Raw genomic sequence first — 19,611 nt, 5'->3', positions numbered from 1 at the left:
ATCTTTCCCTTTACTGTTTTAGGTTGACATTTTCATGTCTGTTCTGAATTTTTCTCTTTTAAGAATCTTTCAGGGTTATCTTGTCATCTGTTGTTTAATTATCAATGTTCTTTGTTTTTGTTGTCTTGCGACAGCTATATTAGATTACCACATCTCTTTTCGCTTGTCAACAACTTTTTTATTTTTTTGAGATTCTTTTTTCTGTCATTCATTTCTGTCTGTTTAAACCTCTGTTGTGTTCGCCGCATCTCTCAGCGACGAATGTTATTCTATCATGCCTCTTTCTAATTGTCAATACTTTTTATATTTTTTATTTTATTTGTACAATTGGCACAATTTGTCTTCCCATAGCTATCATTTCTTATCTACTTTCCTTAAAAGATTGACCTTCAATCTCTCTCTTCCAATAAATCCGAAACTGTTTTGCATCAATTGACTCAATAAAGCGTTTTTTATACATCAAAAACTCTTCTAGATCCATCATAATATGATATAGTTTTGCCTCATTTTCAAACTCTTCAAAATTTCTCGGAAGAGCATGCTCTTTCATTTGCTCTAGCACCCTTTCCAGTTGTTTCATCTGTAATTTCGGATCGTTCATCTCAGTGACATGCTTTTTTACTTCTTTGATATAATCAGATATAATGTCTGCTTGTCTGGGAAGATTTCGAATTTTCTGCATCTCCGCATGCAGACTCTGCAGCACCCCACATTGTTTTAAGCGCATCTCAAAATAGTAAATATAATAGCTCGGATGTGAATGAAATGTATTATTCTGATACTCAACCGCCTGTTCTACAAATTCTTCCAAATCTTTTTCCAATGCACTGATGCCTCTCCACACATGTTCTCCAATTACCTGTTGTTTTAAATATCCTGCCAATTCTTCTAATATTTCCTGCATCTGGCGTTCTACATGACGCATACTTTGTATGATATCTTGTTCATGACTTCCATTGATGTGAAAGAGATTCAGAATAATCGCAATGGTAATTCCTATTCCGACAAGCAAAAACTCATCAAATATAAATGCAACCGAAAAGTCTTGTGTAGCCAAAAAATGTGTTCCGATTACTGCGTTGACAGAAATCGTATTTCTGCACCCTAATTTATCACAGATCAGTATCAGGAAAAACAGAAAAATCCCAAATTCAATCCATTTGCCAGACATCAAGTGAAAAATTCCCCAGCAAAGTGCAACTGACATCAAAAAAGTAAGGACTCTGAGGAGGGACAGCTTTAATGTCCCCCATTTTGTCGATACGAGCGAAAGCATGGCAATAATCCCTGCCGAAGGCGCAAACTGCAATCCTATCTTTTCCGCAATATAAATTGCTGCACTTCCTCCGATCGCAGTTTTTAATGCCAGAAGCAACAACTTTTGCCTTTTTAATTTTACATGCTCACTCATATGTTTCTCCTAAGTCCTTTCTCCTATTTTTCTTTCACTACTCCTCTATGATAATTCCAGTTTTCCTGTATACAACTGATAATAGGTTCCTTTCATCTGAATCAGATCTTCATGATCTCCACGCTCAATGATCTTTCCATGTTCCAATACGATAATCGCATCACTATTGCGGATAGTCGATAATCTATGTGCAATTACAAACACGGTACGACCTTTCATAAGATTATCCATACCTTTTTGCACGATACTCTCTGTTCGGGTATCGATACTTGATGTCGCTTCATCCAAAATCAGTACCGGTGGATTCGCAACTGCTGCTCGCGCAATCGAAAGAAGCTGTCGTTGTCCTTGGGAAAGTTCCTCTCCATCACCACTTAATACTGTATCGTATCCATTTGGGAGCATTCTGATAAACTGATCCGCATGAGACAGTCTTGCTGCTTCATACACCTCTTCATCTGTCGCATCCAGCTTTCCATAGCGAATATTTTCCATAATCGTTCCTGTGAACAAATGTGTATCCTGCAGTACAATGCCAAGCGAACGTCTCAGATCATCTTTTTTAATCTTTGTAATATTAATTCCATCATAACGAATCTTTCCGCCCTGAATATCATAGAAACGATTAATTAAATTCGTAATTGTCGTCTTTCCGGCTCCTGTGGAACCAACAAACGCAAGTTTCTGTCCTGGCTTTGCAAACAAACTGATGTCCTGAAGAATAACTTTGTCACTGTTATATCCAAATGTGACATCCTCAAAGCGGACATCTCCTTTTAGCTCTGTGTAAGTAACTGTTCCATCTGCTTCGTGCGGATGTTTCCATGCCCACATACCAGTTCTCTCTTTGCACTCTACAATATTTCCCTGTGCATCTTTCTTTGCATTGACAAGCTCTACATATCCTTCATCCATTTCCGGTTCTTCATCAATCAAGTTGAAAATACGTTCCGCACCTGCCAGCGCCATTACAATCGAGTTGAACTGCTGCGCTACCTGCATAAACGGCTGTGTGAAACTCTTTGTAAACTGCAGGTAAGATGCCATCACTCCAAGCGTAATTCCTCCAACTCCCCGAACAGATAAAAATCCACCGAGTACGGCTGTCAATACAAACTGAAGATTTCCGATATTTCCAATAACCGGTCCCATCATGTTTGCAAACGTATTTGCATTTGCCGCGCTTTCGAACAGCTGCTCATTTAGCTTGTCAAATTCTTCTTTTGATTTATTTTCATGATTAAACACTTTTACAACACGCTGTCCATTCATACGTTCTTCTACGTATCCTGTCACATCAGCAAGTGCAATCTGCTGGCGAACAAAGAATTTTCCACTGTTTCCACCGATTTTCTTTGTCACTAACAGCAACACACCAATCATCACAACCGCAAGTACAGTTAGTAACGGACTTAAAATAAGCATAGAAATAAATGTTACTATGATTGTAAAAAATGACATCAATGCCTGCGGAATTGACTGATTGATCATCTGTCTCAATGTATCTGTATCATTTGTGTAAAGACTCATAATAGAACCATTTGTATTCTGGTCAAAGTAGCGAATCGGAAGCGTCTGCATATGCTCAAACATGTCATCTCTGACTTGCTTTAACACACCCTGACCAATCGTTACCATCATTCTTGTATACACAAAAGTAGAAACAACTCCCACTAGAAAAATACATCCCAGCACCGCCATAGCCTGATATAATTCCGCAAAGTTTGGCTGCTTTTGTCCGATCAACGGAATGATAAAATCATCCAATAAAAATTTCAAGGACAACGATACTGATATAGATGCCACAGAACTTAATAAAATACAGACAAACACAATAACAAACTGCACTTTATACATTCCTGTTACATATTTTAGGAGACGTTTTGCTGTCTTTGCCGTGTTTTTAGACACTCCGGATTTTTGATTCTTACTCATCGTCTCCACCTCCTTTTACTTGTGACTCGTATACTTCTCTGTAAATTTCATTTGTTTCAAGCAATTCTTTTGAAGTTCCGATTCCGCTAATGCGGCCTTCATCTAATACAATAATCTGATCTGCATCTTCTATAGAAGAAACCCTCTGTGCAATGATAATTTTCGTTGTATTCGGAATTTCTTCCCTAAATGCTTTTCGAATCAATGCATCGGTCTTTGTATCAACCGCACTTGTCGAATCATCCAAAATTAAAATCTTTGGTTTTTTCAGCAATGCCCTTGCAATACAGAGACGCTGTTTTTGTCCACCGGACACATTGTTACCGCCTTGTACGATCATCGTATTATATTTATTCGGGAACTCCTGTACGAAACCGTCTGCCTGAGCCAATTTACAAACTCTTTGTACCTCTTCGTCGGTTGCATGTTCGTTTCCCCAACGGATATTTTCATAAATTGTCCCTGAGAAAAGAACATTTTTCTGTAATACCATGGAAACCTGATCTCGCAGCGCCTCCAAATTATATTCTCGGACATCAATTCCACCTACTTTTACACTTCCACCTGTCACATCGTAAAGTCTTGGAATCATCTGAACAAATGTTGATTTTGCACTTCCGGTTCCACCGATAATACCGATTGTCTGACCTGATTTAATGTGTATGTTAATATTTTTCAAAGACAGGTTGCCACCTTCTCCTGCATAACTAAAGTCTACATTTTCAAAAGATATGGAACCGTCCGGAACTTCTTTTACTGCGTCTTCTTTATCCTGCATCTCCGGAACTTCTTTTAACACTTCTTCAATACGATCTGTAGATGCCTCTGCAATCATAATCAAGACAAACACAAAAGTCACCATCATCAGTGACATCAAAATCTGTATTGCATACACCATAATACTTGTCAGTTCGCCGGTCTCCATCGTCTGGAATACAATATTGCGTCCCCCCAGATACACGATCAGCAATACTACGATATACATCGTAAATTGCATCACCGGAGAATTCCATGCTACAATTTTCTCCGCTTTTGTAAACAGGCTATACACAATTTTTGAAATTCCATGAAATTTTTCAATCTCATGATCTTCTCGTACATATGCTTTCACAACACGGGAAGCATTGACATTTTCCTGCACAGAATTATTCAAAATATCATATTCGTCAAACACCTTTATGAAATGCGGATGCGCTTTCTTCGCAATAAAAATGAGCGCGCCTCCTAAAAGCGGAATCACTACCAAAAACAACAGCGCAATCTCTACATTGATCGTGAGTGTCATAATCCATGACAGAATCACCATAATCGGCGCCCTCGCCAAAAGACGGATACTCATCATATATGCCATCTGCACATTTGTAATGTCGGTTGTCATTCGGGTCACCAAACTCGGTGTGGAGAAATGATCAATATTTTTAAATGAAAAATCCTGTATTTTATAAAAAATATCATGTCGCAGATTTTTCGCATATCCCGCTCCTGCTATTGCAGCAAATTTTCCTGCCAGCACACCAAACCAAAGCGCAAGCATTGCCATCACCACGAGAATCACACCCATTTTTACAATGTATCCTAAATCTCCTTTGGCAATTCCCACATCGATAATTTTTGCCATCTGCAATGGAATCAAAACTTCCATAAACACTTCCAGGATTACGAAAAGCGGTGCCAGTACAGATTGCTTTTTATATTCTCGAATCGATTTTAGTAATGTTCTATTCATTGTTTTCGTTTTCCTCCTTTTTTTCTGCTTGTTGTGTCTCCGTCTGTGCAAGATTGTCAAACATCTTCCACAATACATACATGCACATCGAAAATTCTTCTTCTGAAATTCCTTTCGTCAGCCGCTTTTCCATAACGCGTATATTTTCCAGAATCTCTGCTCGAAGCGCCTCCGCCTTTTTGGTCGGTACAATCGTCTTAAGTCGGGCATCTTTCTCGGAAGATTCTCTGTAAATAAAGCCGTTCTTTTCCATCAGCTGAAGAATACCGGTTGCCGTTGATTTTCGTATCTGAAATTCTTCTTCTACATCTTTTTGGTAAATCTCTCTGTGCAACGTCTCCAATAGAATGAATTTCAATACATGCTTTTGCATCGTTGTAAGTCCGTCATCTCCACAAGGTATAATATTCTGACGTTTTAAGCGATGTGATAACATATGAATCAACTTTCCTGCATGAACCTTTTGTCTTTGTCCGTCTGTTTCCTGCACATCTTCACTTCCTTTCATTAGTTAGTTTCCTAACCTTTAACAAGTATAATGAAAGAAAATTTTATTGTCAAGAGAAAAGATATTCATATTTTCTTTTTTGTTCTCTTTATACTTTCCCTTACTCTTTCTCCATCGTTGTGATTGACACCTTTTTATAGGAATCTCCCTCTAAATTCTTCCATGTAAATGTCTCATCTTCCATAATCATATAACTATGCTCCGAATCCTCTTTTGGGATAGATACAGAGCCCGGGTTCATATAAATAATATTGCCAACGGTTCGATATGCTGGCACATGAAAATGTCCGTTTAACAAAATATCGCCCGCTTTCAGCATCGGAAGATGTTCTGCGTTAAATGTATGTCCGTGTGTGGCAAATATCATGCGGTCTTTTACATATAAAATACAGTACTCTGCCAAAACCGGAAATTCCAATACCATCTGATCCACCTCTGTATCACAGTTTCCACGGACGCAAAGAATGTCTTCTTTGATATCATTCAACATCTGAATCACTTTCTTTGGATTGTATTCTTTTGGCAAATCATTTCGCGGTCCGTGATATAATATATCACCTAGAAGCAGCAGCTTATCTGCTTTCTCTCTCCGATAGGCCTCAATCATTTTCTCACAATAAAATGCAGAACCGTGTATATCTGATGCAATCATAATCTTCATATTCTCTTCTCCTTTTATACAAACTTAGGCGATACTATATTAGCATCGCCTCATTTCTTATTTTCTTTATTCTCGTTCATGATAGTTCCGGAAAAACTCTGATAACCCATTTAGTGTCTTCAATAATACCGGGATCTCTTCTTCTGTCAGTTTATCCACAACCGCCTGTGTCATCTGCGTATGGAAATCTTCGTGATGTCGATACGCCTTCTCCCCCTTCTTTGTCAGTCTGATATAGACAACACGCCTGTCCTCCTCACTGCGAATTCGGACTGCATATTTTTTATTCACCAGGCTGTTCATAGAAGTTGTCAGAGAGCCAACTGTAATATTGAGCTTTTTTGCAATCGCAGACATGTTGTTACCTTTGCCTAATCCGATTGCTTCTATAATGTGCATATCATTATTACTGATGTCTTTATATTCCTCCGTAATAATTGCTTTTTCTTCCAGTTCCCAGATCTCATTGAACAAGTGAACCAATATATCATTGATCGTCTCATAAGCATTCACGTTATTCTCTCTCCTTCAACCAGAATATCTTTCCTTTTCTATTATACACATTCTTGCATCAAATTCGCAATGACTTCTTTTACAGTTTCTATTTTCTCTGCTCGATAAGCATTTGCACCACAAAACAGCAACCCCTCTTCTGTATTTCCTTTCGCCGCTTCTATGAGCGCTTTTGTGATACAATATGGGATTTTTCCAGGATCACATTTTGCAAGACAATGATAGCATTTTCTTGGAGGTATGTTCTCACCTCGCAGCACACTCTCAAGCATTGTATTTTTGATTGCTCTCCCCGGCATACCAACCGGACTTTTCACAATTACAATATCTTCTTTACAAGCTTTGATATACGCTTGTTTATACCGGATATCTGCGTCACATTCTTCTGTCGTGACAAACCTTGTTCCCACTTGTACTGCCTGAACTCCCAAATTCAATACATGTTTCACTTTTTGCGGTGTGTCAATCCCTCCTGCCACCGCAATCGGAATCTTTGTGTCATACTTTTTCGCATAACTATCGACTGTCTTTTGAATGTTTCCGATCTCATGGGCATATTTTTCATCTGTATAATACGAAAGTTCTTCTTCTGAAAAACCAAGATGTCCGCCGGCTTTTGGTCCTTCAATGATCACCATATCTGCCGTTCGTCCATATTTTCTATCCCAATATTTTAAAATAACATTTGCTGATTTACAGGTAGATACAATCGGAGCAACCTTTGTATTACTTCCTTTTACATATGCAGGCAGATCTACCGGAAGTCCTGCGCCGGATACAATAAGATCGGCTCCCGCCTCCACTGCTGCACGGACATATTTCTCATAATCTCTCATCGCAGTCATAATATTGAATCCTACTATTCCATCTTGCGCAATACTTCTTGCTTTCCGTAATTGATTCTCTATTGCCCGCAAATTCGCTTCCAACGGATTTTCTTCAAAATCCGGCTCCAAAAAACCAATCTGCGCCGCAGAAATCAGACCAATCCCACCTTCTCTTGCTACCGTTCCAGCCAAATTTCCCAGACTGATTCCAATCCCCATACCGCCCTGTATCACCGGAACTTTTATTTCTTTTTCTCCTAGTTTAAACGAACCCATCCTTTTCCCTTCTTATACGTTAGTATTTTCGAAAACGCGCATATCGATGTTCCATCAATTCTCCCTCTGTCATATTGGAATAGACACCAAAAAACTGTCCCATATAAATAGAAAGCCTTTCACAGACCCTTCCCATCCGATCTGCTGTCAAATCTGACTCTTCAAAAATCACGCGCTCCACAACACCCATCTGTTTTAAATCTTCTGCTGTAAGGCGCATGACCTCCGCAGCCTCCTTCGCCTTCTTGCTGTCTTTCCATAAAATAGAAGCAAATCCTTCCGGTGAAAGGATGGAGTATACGGAGTTTTCCAACATCCACACTTCATCTGCCACTGCCACGGCAAGCGCTCCACCACTTCCACCTTCTCCAATTACAATCGAGAGCACAGGAACTTTCAACCCAGACATTTCAAATAGATTTCTCGCAATTGCTTCTCCCTGACCTCTCTCTTCTGCCTCCAGACCGCAAAATGCTCCCGGCGTATCTACCAGACAGATGATTGGGCGACCAAACTTCTCAGCCTGTTTCATTAGACGAAGTGCTTTTCGGTATCCTTCCGGAAAAGGCATTCCAAAATTACACTCAATATTTTCTTTCGTTGTCCTTCCTTTTTCCTGCGCAATCACTGTAACCGGAATTCCCTGGAACTTTGCAATTCCACCGATAATCGCCTTGTCATCTTTATAACAGCGGTCTCCGTGAAGCTCTATAAAATCCGTAAACAGACGTTTGATATAGTCACTTCCGGTCGGTCGATCTTTTCTGCGAGACAGTTGAACACGCTCCCACGCAGACATCATCTTCCTTTCTGCCTCTCTTTCATTTTCCTCCTGCTGCCTTTCTGCAATCGGGATGTCTCTTTTTTGATGCATGGAAAGAATTTTTGAAAGTACAGCCTTCAATTCTTTTCGCGCTACAATCCGGTCAATAAATCCATGTTCCAGTAAAAATTCAGAACGCTGAAATCCCTGCGGGAGTTTTTGTCCGATTGTCTGCTCAATGACTCTTGGACCCGCAAACCCGATCAATGCCCCAGGTTCTGCCAGAATCACATCTCCAAGCATTGCAAAACTTGCTGTCACTCCTCCGGTTGTGGGATTTGTCAACACCGAAATATAAAGGAGCCCTGCATCACTGTGCCGCTTCAATGCTGCCGACGTCTTTGCCATCTGCATCAGCGACACGATTCCTTCCTGCATTCTCGCTCCGCCTGAGCAGGCAAATAGAATGACGGGAAGTTTTTCCTCTGTCGCACGCTCAACCATACGCGTAATTTTTTCTCCCACAACTTCTCCCATACTTGCCATAATAAACCGGCTGTCGCACACACCAATTGCTGCTTTGATTCCATGAACCAAAGCGCTTCCAGTCAAGACAGCTTCATCAAGTCCTGTCTTTTCCTGCATCATTTTAATTTTCTCTTCATAGCCTTTATAATGCAGAGGATTCCTTGTCACCAGATCGGTATTCCATTCTTCAAAACTTCCTTCATCCGCAACCATCTCAATTCTATGACGTGCATGGATCCGAAAATAATTGTGACATTTCGGACAGATATAGTCTGCATTCTTTACGTCCTGCGCAAAAATTGCTGATTTGCAGGCATTACATTTTTTCAACAATCCTTCCGGCACTTCCGGCTTTTTGGAGCTGTTTTCTGTAAGCGAAATATAAGTATTCTTTTTAAACATGTTTTTTAGTCTCAACTGTATCACCTGCCTTTTTTTCTATCCTTTATCAACACATCTTTTCGGAAATGAATTCAATATCCACATTTCCCGCCTGATAATCCGGATGATTCATAATTTCATACTGATAGTCCACATTCGTATCGACCCCCTCGATAATCACTTCTCCGAGCGCGCTTCTCATCTTGGAAATCGCCTCTTTTCTGGTCTTTGCATGCACAATCAGTTTTGCGAGCATGGAATCATAATACGCCGGCACTTCATAGCCATTATAGACAGCTGTATCAATCCGAACTCCTTTTCCGCCCGGAAAATACACATCTGTGATCAGCCCCGGCGATGGACGGAACTGCTCTTTTGGATTCTCCGCATTGATCCTACACTCAATCGCATGTCCCCCAATCCTTACATCCTGCTGGCGATAGGAGAGTTTTTTCCCTGCCGCGATACGAATCTGCTCCTTGATCAGATCAATCCCTGTCACACATTCTGTGACCGGATGCTCCACCTGAATTCTTGTATTCATCTCCATAAAATAAAACTGCTCATTTGATTCCAGCAAAAACTCAATCGTTCCCGCATTGACATAATGTGCTGCCTTTGCTGCCTTTATTGCTGCCTGCCCCATTTTCTCACGAAGTGTATCTGAAATTGCTGCCGACGGAGATTCCTCTATCATTTTCTGATGATTTCTTTGAATGGAACAGTCTCGCTCCCCAAGATGAATCACGTTTCCATAGCTGTCTGCCAGAATCTGAAATTCAATATGGCGTGGATGCTGTACAAAATGTTCAATGTACATGGTGCCATCTGCAAATGCCATCTCAGCTTCTTTTTGTGCCGTCTGAAAACTTGTCTCAAATTCAGCTGCATTGTGGGCGACACGCATTCCTTTCCCCCCTCCGCCAAGCGCGGCTTTTACGATGACAGGATAACCTATTTCCTCTGCAATCTTTGCTCCCATCTTCGCATCATATATCGGCTCCTTACTTCCGGGAATGACCGGCACCCCTGCTTGGATCATCGTGTTTCTCGCCTCAGCCTTGTGCCCCATTTTGCGGATGACATCCGAATTCGGTCCGATAAAAGTAATATGACACTGCTCACAAAGCTCCACAAACTTGCTGTTTTCCGACAAAAAACCAAATCCGGGATGAATCGCATCTGCACCTGATACAATCGTCGCACTGATGATCTGTTCCATATTCAGATAACTGTCTTTTGACGGTGCCGGACCGATACAGACCGCCTCATCTGCAAGCTGTGTATGCAGCGCTTCCGCATCCGCCTCTGAATAAACGGCAACGGTCTCAATTCCCATCTCACGGCATGCCCTTATAATGCGCACTGCAATTTCTCCTCTGTTGGCAATTAACACCTTTTTTATCATTTTCTCACCTATCCAATCATAAATGTCAATTCTGCGCTGACTACTATTTTCCCATCTACACTTGCTACCGCTTCACCGACTCCGACCGGTCCTTTTTGCCGAATAATCTTCGTCTCCAGCTTCACTTTATCTCCGGGTACAATCTTTCCTTTAAATTTGCACTTCTGAATTCCTCCGAAATATGCAATTTTTCCACGATTCTCTTCTTTTGCAAGAATTGCAACTGCGCCAACCTGCGCCAACGCCTCCACTGTCAGCACACCCGGCATAACCGGTTCCTGAGGGAAATGTCCGGCAAAAAAATCTTCTCTGTATGTGACACATTTATATCCTGTAGCAAACACACCCGGCTCATAATCCTCAATGTAATCCACCAAAAGAAACGGATGTCTGTGCGGAATGATTTCCTGAATCTGTTTTGTACTCAAATACCTCATACGTGATCTCCTCTTCTCAAATCTATCCGATGCGGAACAATGGTTGTCCATATTCCACCATCTGCCCATTTTCCACCAAAACTTCCTTGATTTCTCCTGTGTATTCACTCTCAATCTCATTCATCAGTTTCATCGCCTCCACAATTGCAAGTGTCTGACCGCTTTTCACCTGATCGCCAACCTGTACAAATGGATCCGCATCTTCCGAAGGAGCCGTATAAAAAGTTCCAACTAACGGAGACTTTACCACACACCCCTCTTGTTTTTCTGCCCTTACAGGTGCTTCCGGTATCGGAAGTTCTTCCTCCTGATAAACAGTTACCGCTTTTGCGGAACTTTCTTTTTGCAAAGATAGCTTTACGCCCTTTTCTTCATATTTAAAACTATTCAATGCGGACTTTGACACCACATCAATCAATTTCACAAGCTGTTCAAATTCCATATTTTCACACCTATCCTTCATATTTCTTGACAAGCAGCGTCGCATTATGTCCGCCAAATCCCAAAGAATTACTCATCGCATAACGAATCTCTTTCTCAATCGGCGCTCCGACTGCATAATTCAAATCACAATCTGCCTCCGGTTCTTTTGTTCCCATTGTCTGATGAATAAACCCTTCCTGTATCGCTTTTACACAGACGATCAATTCCACCCCGCCTGCTGCTCCAAGCAAATGTCCAATCATTGATTTTGTAGAATTGACGACGACATCTTTTGCCGCCTCACCAAATGCACTTTTAATCGCATACGTCTCGAACAAATCATTGTGATGTGTGCTCGTGCCATGTGCATTGATGTAGGCAACTTCTTTTGGCTCTATCCCCGCTTCTTCCATCGCAAGCAGCATCGCTTTTGCCGCACCGCTTCCATCTTCTGCCGGAGATGTAATATGGTAAGCATCCCCTGTTGCACCATAGCCGACAAGTTCTGCATAAATATTTGCTCCTCTTGCCTTTGCATGCTCCAACTCTTCCAGTACAACGATCCCAGAACCCTCCCCAATCACAAATCCGCTTCGGTCTTTGTCAAACGGAATTGACGCCCGCATCGGATTTTCCTCTGCCGTAAGCGCAGTCAATCCGGTGAACCCTGCCACTCCTGTCGGGCAGATTGCACTCTCAGTTCCTCCTGCAACCATCACATCTGCATCGCCATATTGAATGGCACGAAACGCATCTCCGATGGAGTTTGTCCCTGATGCACATGCGGTTACAACATTCGTACACTTTCCTCGTGCTCCTAATTGTATGGAAACATTCCCTGCTGCCATGTTAGAAATCATCAGCGGAACCATCAATGGATTGACTCTCGAAGGACCCTTTTCCATAATCTTTGTATACTCTCGCTCCACGACCTGCAGACTTCCGATTCCGGATCCAACCATCACTCCCACACGGAACGGATCTTCTTTTTCCATGTCAATTCCCGCATCTGCAAACGCTTCTTTTGCCGCAGCTACCGCGTATTGAGAAAATGGCTCCATACGTTTTGCCGCTTTAAAATCCATATGATCCTTTGCCTGAAAATCCTTTACTTCCGCAGCGATCTTTACTTTATACTCTGAAGTATCAAATTTTGTGATCGGTCCGATTCCTACTCTTCCCGCTCTGATACTGTCCCAAAATTCCGTCACACTGTTTCCGACTGGGGTGATCGCCCCCATTCCTGTTATTACAACTCTCTTTTTCATGCGCTCCTGCTCCTCCTTTTAAATTACCATTCCACCGTCTACATGAAGCACCTGCCCTGTAATATAGCCGGCCTCCTCCGACGCAAGAAATGCTGCCGCATTTGCCACATCTTTTGGACTTCCAAATGTTCCAAGAGGAATTTTCGCCTTTGTCTCTTCCTTCACCGCATCTGAAAGAATCTCGGTCATCTCAGTCTGAATAAATCCCGGAGCAATCGCATTTACCGTAATATTTCTGGATGCAAGCTCTTTTGCAGCAGACTTCGTCAGTCCGATCAGCCCGGCTTTGGACGCTGCATAGTTTGCCTGTCCCACATTCCCTGCAACGCCTACAACCGAAGACATATTGATAATTCTTCCCTGACGCTGTTTCATCATATATCTTGATGCGAACCGGATACAGTGAAATGCTCCCTTCAGATTCGTCGCAATCACGTCATCAAACGCCTCCTCTGACATTCTCATCAGCAGACCATCTTTTGTGATGCCCGCATTATTCACAAGGACATCAATTCTTCCATATTTATCCACAATCTGTTTGATAAATGTCTCGCATGCCGCAAAATCAGCCACATTGCACTGCATAATTTCTGCATTTCCTCTATGCTCCAAGATTTCACGCTTCACTTCTTGTGCATGTTCCTTTGAACCGTTATAGTTAATGATCACAAACGCACCTTCTGATGCAAATCTTTCCGCAATCGCTTTGCCGATTCCTCTTGATGCCCCTGTGATGACCGCTATTTTCCCCTGTAACATATATTTTCTCCTATCTTTTCCACATCTTCCCACTCACTGACATGGAAAACCTTCACTTCTTTATTGATTTTACGTATAAATCCTGCAAGCGTCTTGCCCGGACCAATTTCCACAAACATATCCACACCGTCCGCAATCATTTGTTCCACACTTTGCTGCCATCTCACAGAAGAATATACCTGCTTCTCCAAAAGAGGTTTCGTATCCTCAATATCTGTGACATACTGCGCAGTCACATTTGTAACATATGGTCTTTCCAGCTCTTTGAACGAAATTCCCTCTAAAACTTTTCCTAATTTTTCTCCTGCTTCTTTCAAAAACGGCGAATGAAATGGTCCGCTTACATTCAGTAAAATCGCTCTTTTAGCGCCACTGGACAACAGCGCCTCATTTGCTTTCCGAACCGCTTCCGCCTTTCCGGTAATCACAATCTGTCCCGGACAATTGTAATTTGCAACAAATACATCTGGTATCTCCTCTAAGACAGCCTCTACCGCTTCTCCTGACATTCCAAGAATCGCTGCCATTGCCCCGACTCCCAACGGTACTGCCTCCTGCATCAAAATTCCTCTCTGCCTTACCGCCATAATAGCATCTTGGTCATTAATTCCTCCTGCCATCGCCACGGCACAGTACTCACCAAGACTTAATCCCGCGGTCACATCCGGTCTGATTCCTTTGCTTTCCAACACCCTCGCCATCGCAAGACAGGTAGCTACAAGCGCTGCCTGTGTATATTCTGTCCTGTCAAGCTTCGCATTTTCTTCAAAACAAAGTTTCCTCATATCAAGCTGCAATGCTTCCGTTGCGGTATCGTAAATGTATCTTGCCACTTCACTATTTTCATAAAAATCTTTTCCCATGCCGGCTTTCTGTACGCCCTGCCCCGGGAAAATAAATGCTGTCTTACTCATAAAAGCCGGTTCCTTTCATCAATGAATCTGTCTCCCTCACCAGTTTTTCAATCAGTTCTCTGCAGGTCATCTCTTCTTTGACCATTCCTGCAATCTGACCTGCCATCACACTCCCGTGTACAACATCGCCTTCTACTACTGCCTTTCGCAGACCTCCAAGCGTAAGCAGCTCCAACTCTTCAAAAGAGGCTCCTTCTTTTTCCAGACGAAGATACTCTTTTGTCATCTGGTTTCGAAGTGCACGCACCGGATGACCGGTTGTTCTGCCTGTCACTCTCGAATCAATATCCTTTGCCTTTAAAATACATTTTTTATAATTTTCATGCACCTGAGACTCTTTTGTCACTACAAAATGTGTTCCCATCTGAACTGCTCTTGCTCCCAGCAGAAACACTGCGGCAATTCCTCTTCCATCCGCGATTCCTCCGGCTGCGATGACCGGAATTGAAACCGCATCTACAATCTGAGGCACCAGAACCATCGTCGTATTCTCTCCGATATGACCTCCGGCTTCTGTCCCTTCTGCCACAATCGCATCTGCCCCGCAGCGCTCCATCCGCTTTGCCATTGCTACCGATGCGACAACCGGAATCACTTTCACCCCCGCCGCTTTCCACATCTGCATATATTTTTCAGGATTCCCAGCCCCCGTCGTCACAACAGGGACTCCTTCCTCGACAATAATCTTTGCCACCTCGTCCGCATTCGGACTCATAAGCATAATATTCACACCAAATGGCTTGTCTGTAAGCTTCTTCACTTCTCTGATCTGCTCACGCACCCATTCTGGCGGCGCACTTGCTGCTCCAATCAGTCCCAGACCTCCGGCTTCTGATACGGCGGCAGCAAGATGGTATTCTGCAACCCAGGCCATACCACCTTGAATGATTGGATATTCAATTCCTAATAACTTTGTGATCTCTGTCTTCATCATCTTGTTCCTTTTCTATTTTTCCAAATATGCTACCACCGCTCCAATGGTTGTTAATTGTTCTAAATCTTCTGATGGAATCTCTTTTTCAAACTCTTCCTCAAACGCCATTACCATCTCGAATAAATCTAACGAATCTGCTCCCAAATCTTCTTTAAAAGAAGTCGCCTCTGTAAGTGTCTCTACATCCGCTCCCAATGAATCTGCTACAATTTCTTTTACTTTCTCTAACATCTTTTTTTCTCCTTTTATCTCACTTATTTTTGATTCTGTTTTTATGTAATCCCAAAGGGAAATTACCACTCTAACAAGCTTGCTCCCCACGAGAGTCCTGCTCCAAATCCTGCCAGGACAAGCTTTTGCCCTTTCTTTAGTCTGCCTTCCCGATTCATCTCGTCTAACAATAACGGAATACTGGCAGAAGATGTATTTCCATACTCCTGCAGATTCATCGGAAATTTTGTCAGCTCTACCTTCATCCTTTTGGCAACCGCCTCCACAATCCGCCGGTTTGCCTGATGTAATATAAAATAGTCAATATCTTCTGCCATTAAGTGATTGTGTTCCATCACTTCTGCGATGCAAGCAGGAACCTGTCTTACTGCAAATTTAAAGACCTCCTGCCCATCCATTTTCATAAACGAGCCTGTGTCGCACGTCAGCGCTTCTCCCTTGCTCCCATCGGAATGTGTCACCATATGGTATGACTCTCCCTCTTCTGCCCTGAGTACCACTGCCCCCGCTCCATCTCCAAACAAGATACAGGTGCTTCTGTCTTTCCAGTCCACGAGGCTCGATAAACTCTCTGCCCCGATCACCAGTACATTTTTATACATGCCGCTTGCGATATAAGCCTGCGCCGTATTATATGCAAACAAAAATCCCGTACAGGCTGCATTCAGATCAAAACAGGTCGCATGTACTGCATGAATCTGCTTTTGCACTTCACACGCCGTGCAGGGCAGAATCACATTCGAAGAAATCGTAGACACAATCAACAAATCGATTTCTTCCGGCAGCATCTTTGCCGATTCCAACGCTTTTTCCGCGGCTTGTGCCGCCATCGAAACCGTCGTGTCTGCCTCCACAATATGTCTCCTGATTATTCCTGTTCGCTCTTGAATCCACTCATCCGAGGTATCCACTATCTGGGACAGATTATGATTATCCAGATACCTTGACGGTACATAAGAACCCGTTCCACTTATTTTTCCTATCATTATTTTTCTCCAAACTATATTGTTTTTGTTTTCTTATATTTTTATTCTAAAGTATTTTGATATTCAAAGTATATCATCAAAAAAATATTTGTCAAGAGAAAGCTTGACATTGTGTGAAATATCAACACGTTTCATTCAAGTTTTTTTGTATATTATCATATTTTCTATTGCCATACACACATTTTTGTGGTAATATATTTTTTGTTAGCGGAAATGTCGGAATGGCAGACGAGCTAGATTCAGGTTCTAGTGTGGGTTACCACGTGTGGGTTCAAGTCCCATTTTCCGCATATAACTAAGATGCAGAAGCCTTTGATATACAAGGGTTTCTGTATTTTTTTATTTTCAGAAATCGTAAAAAGGAGTATCAATTATCTTCTAATCAATACTCCTTCTTACTTCGATTCTTCAATCATTCTTTTACCCTTTCTTCATTTTCCCATCTTTTCATTTCTCTTTCTAACATCTGCTTCCACAATCCTTAATAAGAATTGACATTCTCACTAACCAACCGTGTCTTGCAAATCCGAATTCCGAAACTATAATGGTTTTTCTTATGAGTGAAGTCCTCATTCTCTTACTATTCTGGTGGTCCGTACCTCCTGTTATAGATTTGCCTCTCCGATTCCGATATCTTCAAAGCTCTTACCAACAATAAATAAATTTAATAAAAAGATATTTTTATCTGTTATTAACTTTATTTATTTTGTTTATACCGTCATTATATCATCATTTTTATATTTGTCAATACATTTTTAATTTTTTTTAAAATTTACAGATTTTTACACTTATCTTTTTAATCTCTGCTCATATATCCAAAAACAGCAATCTCCATTCTACATGCAAGCATGCCAATGTCAATTGCTGTTTTTATCAGGACGTGAACTGTCCACACCTTCGAATTAGATCATTTCACTGTTCTTTCTCATATTTTTATATTCCGCAACAGATCTGTCAAATGTTTTGATATGTCCAAATAACCAATCTACCACTCTTTTATTCACCTGTGCGACAAACGCATCCGATGGTCCTTCCTCTTCCTCTAACATCTCATGAAGATCATCGATTGCTTCCACAAATTCTTTGTGTTTTTCTTTGTGTTCTTTTATTCCCGGATATTCAATCTTTTCCTGAAGTTTTTCCTCTTCCTTGAAGTGATAATCCGTATATGTTGCCAGATAATTGAGCATCTTTACTGCTGTTGCTTTTTCACTTCCTTTTTCACAACTTCTAAGCAAATCCTGAATTTTCCCAATCAGTTCTTTGTGTTGTTCATCAATCATCTCATTCCCTGTTACTAAGCTTTCATCAAATTCTACATTATACATTGTGTTTACTCCCTTTCATTATTATATTTACACTACATTCCCGATTCAATCTCGCTGATCAGGCTGATATTGTTTTCCTCTACCATGCTCAATTCTACTGTATCCAGCAGCTCACTGATCGAAAGTGTAGGTGTATACCATGATTTACTTTGGAAATATGCATCCAGATCATCTACTCCGAAGATTGCACCATGTCTTGCATAAATCTCATTTCTAGCAATGCGTAATTCCTCTTTTGTATGTCCTTGAACCTCTTCTCTTGTCAGTTCTGTTGTCCCACTGTTCGGGAAAATATAATCTGTCTCTGCCGGCTCACTTGCCGGTTCGTCTGCAGATTCATCCGTCTGTTGATCCGCCGGCTCGCTCACAGGTTCGTCTACTGTTCCATTCGTCTGATCTTCCGGCTCCTTCGCATCCGTATTTTCCTGTTTTTGCTCCTCTTTTTTGGAACTATTCTGTTCTTTAGTCACTTTCGGCTCTTCTGATGACGGCTTTTTCTTTTCCGGACGATTCACCACCACGGCAATCACTACTGCGACAATCGCAAGTACCACTGCCGCTCCTGCCAGACAGACAGCAAGCCTTTTATCCAACCTTTTCTTTTTCCCATGTATAATAATCTCTTCCTGTATCGGATTCCAATCGTCTGCTTTATAATAGACAACCGTCTTTTTCACACCTGCAAATTCTTTTCCGCTCAGAGAAATAGAATGTCCGTGCAGATCAAGTGTCTTGCAGATATTATAATATATATTTTGCGCACTGGTTATACCGAGGCAATGTTCAACTCCCCATTTGCGAAGTGCCAGACAAACCGCCTCCACAGAAAATGTATCACAGCCTTCCTTGCTCTCACCACGCTCTTCCCATGCATTCTCTATCGCTTTTTTGAAATATTTTCTTGTATAATTCAATCGGTTAATGATCACGCCCACACTACAGTCCATCAGGTCCGCAATCTCATCCATTTTCAAATAATCAAAATAAAATGCAAACAGAGTTGCCTGATACAAATCCGGAAGCTGCTCCAAACTTTTGCTGATAACATCTACATTCTCATTCAGATGCTGCTTTTGCTTCGGATTCAGCTCTTCCTCTTCCATCTCCACAAAAGCTGCTTCTCTTTCTTTTCTCTTTTTAAAATGCTCGCATCCAATCCGATACACATGCTTTCCGAGCCATTCATATAAATTATCCAGCTGTATCTCATCTGCAGACCGATATAAATCCACATACACCGTCTGCATAAACAGCTTGATATCTTCCTCATTTTTCAAAATACTTTTCGCACGTAGATAGACAAAGTTATACGTCTGGGAGTAAATATAATTCAATCCGTCCTCTTCTTTTTGTTTCATCTGCCAAACGGCATTTTCCATTCCGTTCTTCATATC

19 protein-coding genes and 1 tRNA gene are annotated in these 19,611 nt (G+C 41.6%); 1 reads left to right on the top strand and 19 read right to left on the bottom strand.

The genetic code is table 11. From position 1 onward, the window contains the following. Nucleotides 1-361: 361 nt before the first annotated feature. The 17 genes from BQ5364_RS03515 to BQ5364_RS03435 form a co-directional block, all read right to left on the bottom strand. On the bottom strand, nucleotides 362-1,411 hold the full coding sequence (locus BQ5364_RS03515) for an aromatic acid exporter family protein (protein WP_071143641.1): 1,050 nt from the start codon (nucleotides 1,409-1,411) through the stop codon (nucleotides 362-364). Nucleotides 1,412-1,456: 45 nt separating this feature from the next. Further along, a complete protein-coding gene (locus BQ5364_RS03510; RefSeq protein ID WP_004612160.1) occupies nucleotides 1,457-3,346 on the bottom strand; it encodes an ABC transporter ATP-binding protein in 1,890 nt (629 codons plus the stop codon). Beyond that, nucleotides 3,339-5,072, bottom strand: a complete 1,734-nt coding sequence (locus BQ5364_RS03505; protein ID WP_022250005.1) for an ABC transporter ATP-binding protein — start codon at nucleotides 5,070-5,072, stop codon at nucleotides 3,339-3,341. Before BQ5364_RS03505 ends, BQ5364_RS03510 begins: the two co-directional genes overlap by 8 nt. After that, nucleotides 5,065-5,580 carry a MarR family winged helix-turn-helix transcriptional regulator gene (locus BQ5364_RS03500; protein ID WP_004612158.1) on the bottom strand — a complete coding sequence of 172 codons (516 nt, stop codon included), beginning with the start codon at nucleotides 5,578-5,580 and terminating at the stop codon, nucleotides 5,065-5,067. Before BQ5364_RS03500 ends, BQ5364_RS03505 begins: the two co-directional genes overlap by 8 nt. A 100-nt stretch (nucleotides 5,581-5,680) precedes the next feature. After that, nucleotides 5,681-6,241 (bottom strand): phosphodiesterase, encoded by a 561-nt coding sequence (gene yfcE / locus BQ5364_RS03495; protein ID WP_004612157.1) that lies wholly within the window; start codon nucleotides 6,239-6,241, stop codon nucleotides 5,681-5,683. 66 nt (nucleotides 6,242-6,307) lie between these two features. Continuing rightward, complete coding sequence (locus BQ5364_RS03490; protein ID WP_004612155.1) at nucleotides 6,308-6,754, bottom strand: MarR family winged helix-turn-helix transcriptional regulator; 447 nt, start codon at nucleotides 6,752-6,754, stop codon at nucleotides 6,308-6,310. Nucleotides 6,755-6,795: 41 nt separating this feature from the next. Continuing rightward, entirely contained in the window at nucleotides 6,796-7,857 is a 1,062-nt protein-coding gene (locus BQ5364_RS03485) for an NAD(P)H-dependent flavin oxidoreductase (RefSeq protein WP_004612154.1), read from the bottom strand. Nucleotides 7,858-7,876: 19 nt separating this feature from the next. Beyond that, nucleotides 7,877-9,565, bottom strand: a complete 1,689-nt coding sequence (locus BQ5364_RS03480; RefSeq protein WP_083382654.1) for an acetyl-CoA carboxylase carboxyltransferase subunit alpha — start codon at nucleotides 9,563-9,565, stop codon at nucleotides 7,877-7,879. 31 nt (nucleotides 9,566-9,596) lie between these two features. Then, nucleotides 9,597-10,937, bottom strand: coding sequence for an acetyl-CoA carboxylase biotin carboxylase subunit (locus tag BQ5364_RS03475; RefSeq protein WP_071143640.1), 1,341 nt, complete (start codon nucleotides 10,935-10,937; stop codon nucleotides 9,597-9,599). An 8-nt stretch (nucleotides 10,938-10,945) separates the two neighbouring features. Next, a complete protein-coding gene (fabZ, locus tag BQ5364_RS03470) occupies nucleotides 10,946-11,374 on the bottom strand; it encodes a 3-hydroxyacyl-ACP dehydratase FabZ (protein WP_004612150.1) in 429 nt (142 codons plus the stop codon). A gap of 22 nt (nucleotides 11,375-11,396) precedes the next feature. Next, a complete protein-coding gene (gene accB / locus BQ5364_RS03465) occupies nucleotides 11,397-11,816 on the bottom strand; it encodes an acetyl-CoA carboxylase biotin carboxyl carrier protein (protein WP_044986854.1) in 420 nt (139 codons plus the stop codon). A gap of 10 nt (nucleotides 11,817-11,826) precedes the next feature. Next, a complete protein-coding gene (fabF, locus tag BQ5364_RS03460) occupies nucleotides 11,827-13,065 on the bottom strand; it encodes a beta-ketoacyl-ACP synthase II (RefSeq protein ID WP_004612148.1) in 1,239 nt (412 codons plus the stop codon). A gap of 18 nt (nucleotides 13,066-13,083) precedes the next feature. Further along, the gene (fabG, locus tag BQ5364_RS03455; RefSeq protein WP_004612147.1) at nucleotides 13,084-13,824 is read right to left on the bottom strand and encodes a 3-oxoacyl-[acyl-carrier-protein] reductase; all 741 of its coding nucleotides are present in this window, start codon (nucleotides 13,822-13,824) and stop codon (nucleotides 13,084-13,086) included. Then, nucleotides 13,806-14,738, bottom strand: a complete 933-nt coding sequence (fabD, locus tag BQ5364_RS03450; RefSeq protein ID WP_004612146.1) for an ACP S-malonyltransferase — start codon at nucleotides 14,736-14,738, stop codon at nucleotides 13,806-13,808. The genes fabG and fabD overlap by 19 nt, the downstream gene beginning before the upstream one ends. Beyond that, nucleotides 14,731-15,669: an enoyl-[acyl-carrier-protein] reductase FabK gene (gene fabK, locus BQ5364_RS03445; RefSeq protein ID WP_022250010.1), complete on the bottom strand. Its 939-nt coding sequence runs from the start codon at nucleotides 15,667-15,669 to the stop codon at nucleotides 14,731-14,733. Before fabK ends, fabD begins: the two co-directional genes overlap by 8 nt. A 15-nt stretch (nucleotides 15,670-15,684) precedes the next feature. After that, nucleotides 15,685-15,903 (bottom strand): acyl carrier protein, encoded by a 219-nt coding sequence (acpP, locus tag BQ5364_RS03440; protein ID WP_022250011.1) that lies wholly within the window; start codon nucleotides 15,901-15,903, stop codon nucleotides 15,685-15,687. 62 nt (nucleotides 15,904-15,965) lie between these two features. After that, nucleotides 15,966-16,889, bottom strand: coding sequence for a beta-ketoacyl-ACP synthase III (locus BQ5364_RS03435; RefSeq protein ID WP_004612143.1), 924 nt, complete (start codon nucleotides 16,887-16,889; stop codon nucleotides 15,966-15,968). Between the two features lie 207 nt (nucleotides 16,890-17,096). Between BQ5364_RS03435 and BQ5364_RS03430 the strand changes: the two genes are divergently transcribed. Beyond that, nucleotides 17,097-17,179: transfer RNA gene (locus tag BQ5364_RS03430), tRNA-Leu, on the top strand. A 612-nt stretch (nucleotides 17,180-17,791) separates the two neighbouring features. Here BQ5364_RS03430 and BQ5364_RS03425 read toward each other — a convergent pair. Together BQ5364_RS03425 and BQ5364_RS03420 are read right to left on the bottom strand one after the other, a co-directional pair. Continuing rightward, entirely contained in the window at nucleotides 17,792-18,217 is a 426-nt protein-coding gene (locus BQ5364_RS03425; RefSeq protein ID WP_071143639.1) for a bacteriohemerythrin, read from the bottom strand. A gap of 32 nt (nucleotides 18,218-18,249) precedes the next feature. Continuing rightward, nucleotides 18,250-19,608 (bottom strand): sigma-70 family RNA polymerase sigma factor, encoded by a 1,359-nt coding sequence (locus BQ5364_RS03420; protein WP_071143638.1) that lies wholly within the window; start codon nucleotides 19,606-19,608, stop codon nucleotides 18,250-18,252. Nucleotides 19,609-19,611: the final 3 nt, after the last annotated feature.

Source organism: Coprococcus phoceensis (assembly GCF_900104635.1).
GTDB lineage: Bacteria > Bacillota > Clostridia > Lachnospirales > Lachnospiraceae > Faecalimonas > Faecalimonas phoceensis.
The sequence above is the reverse complement of the archived record's forward strand: the minus strand, read 5'-3'. Positions and strand labels throughout refer to the sequence as shown.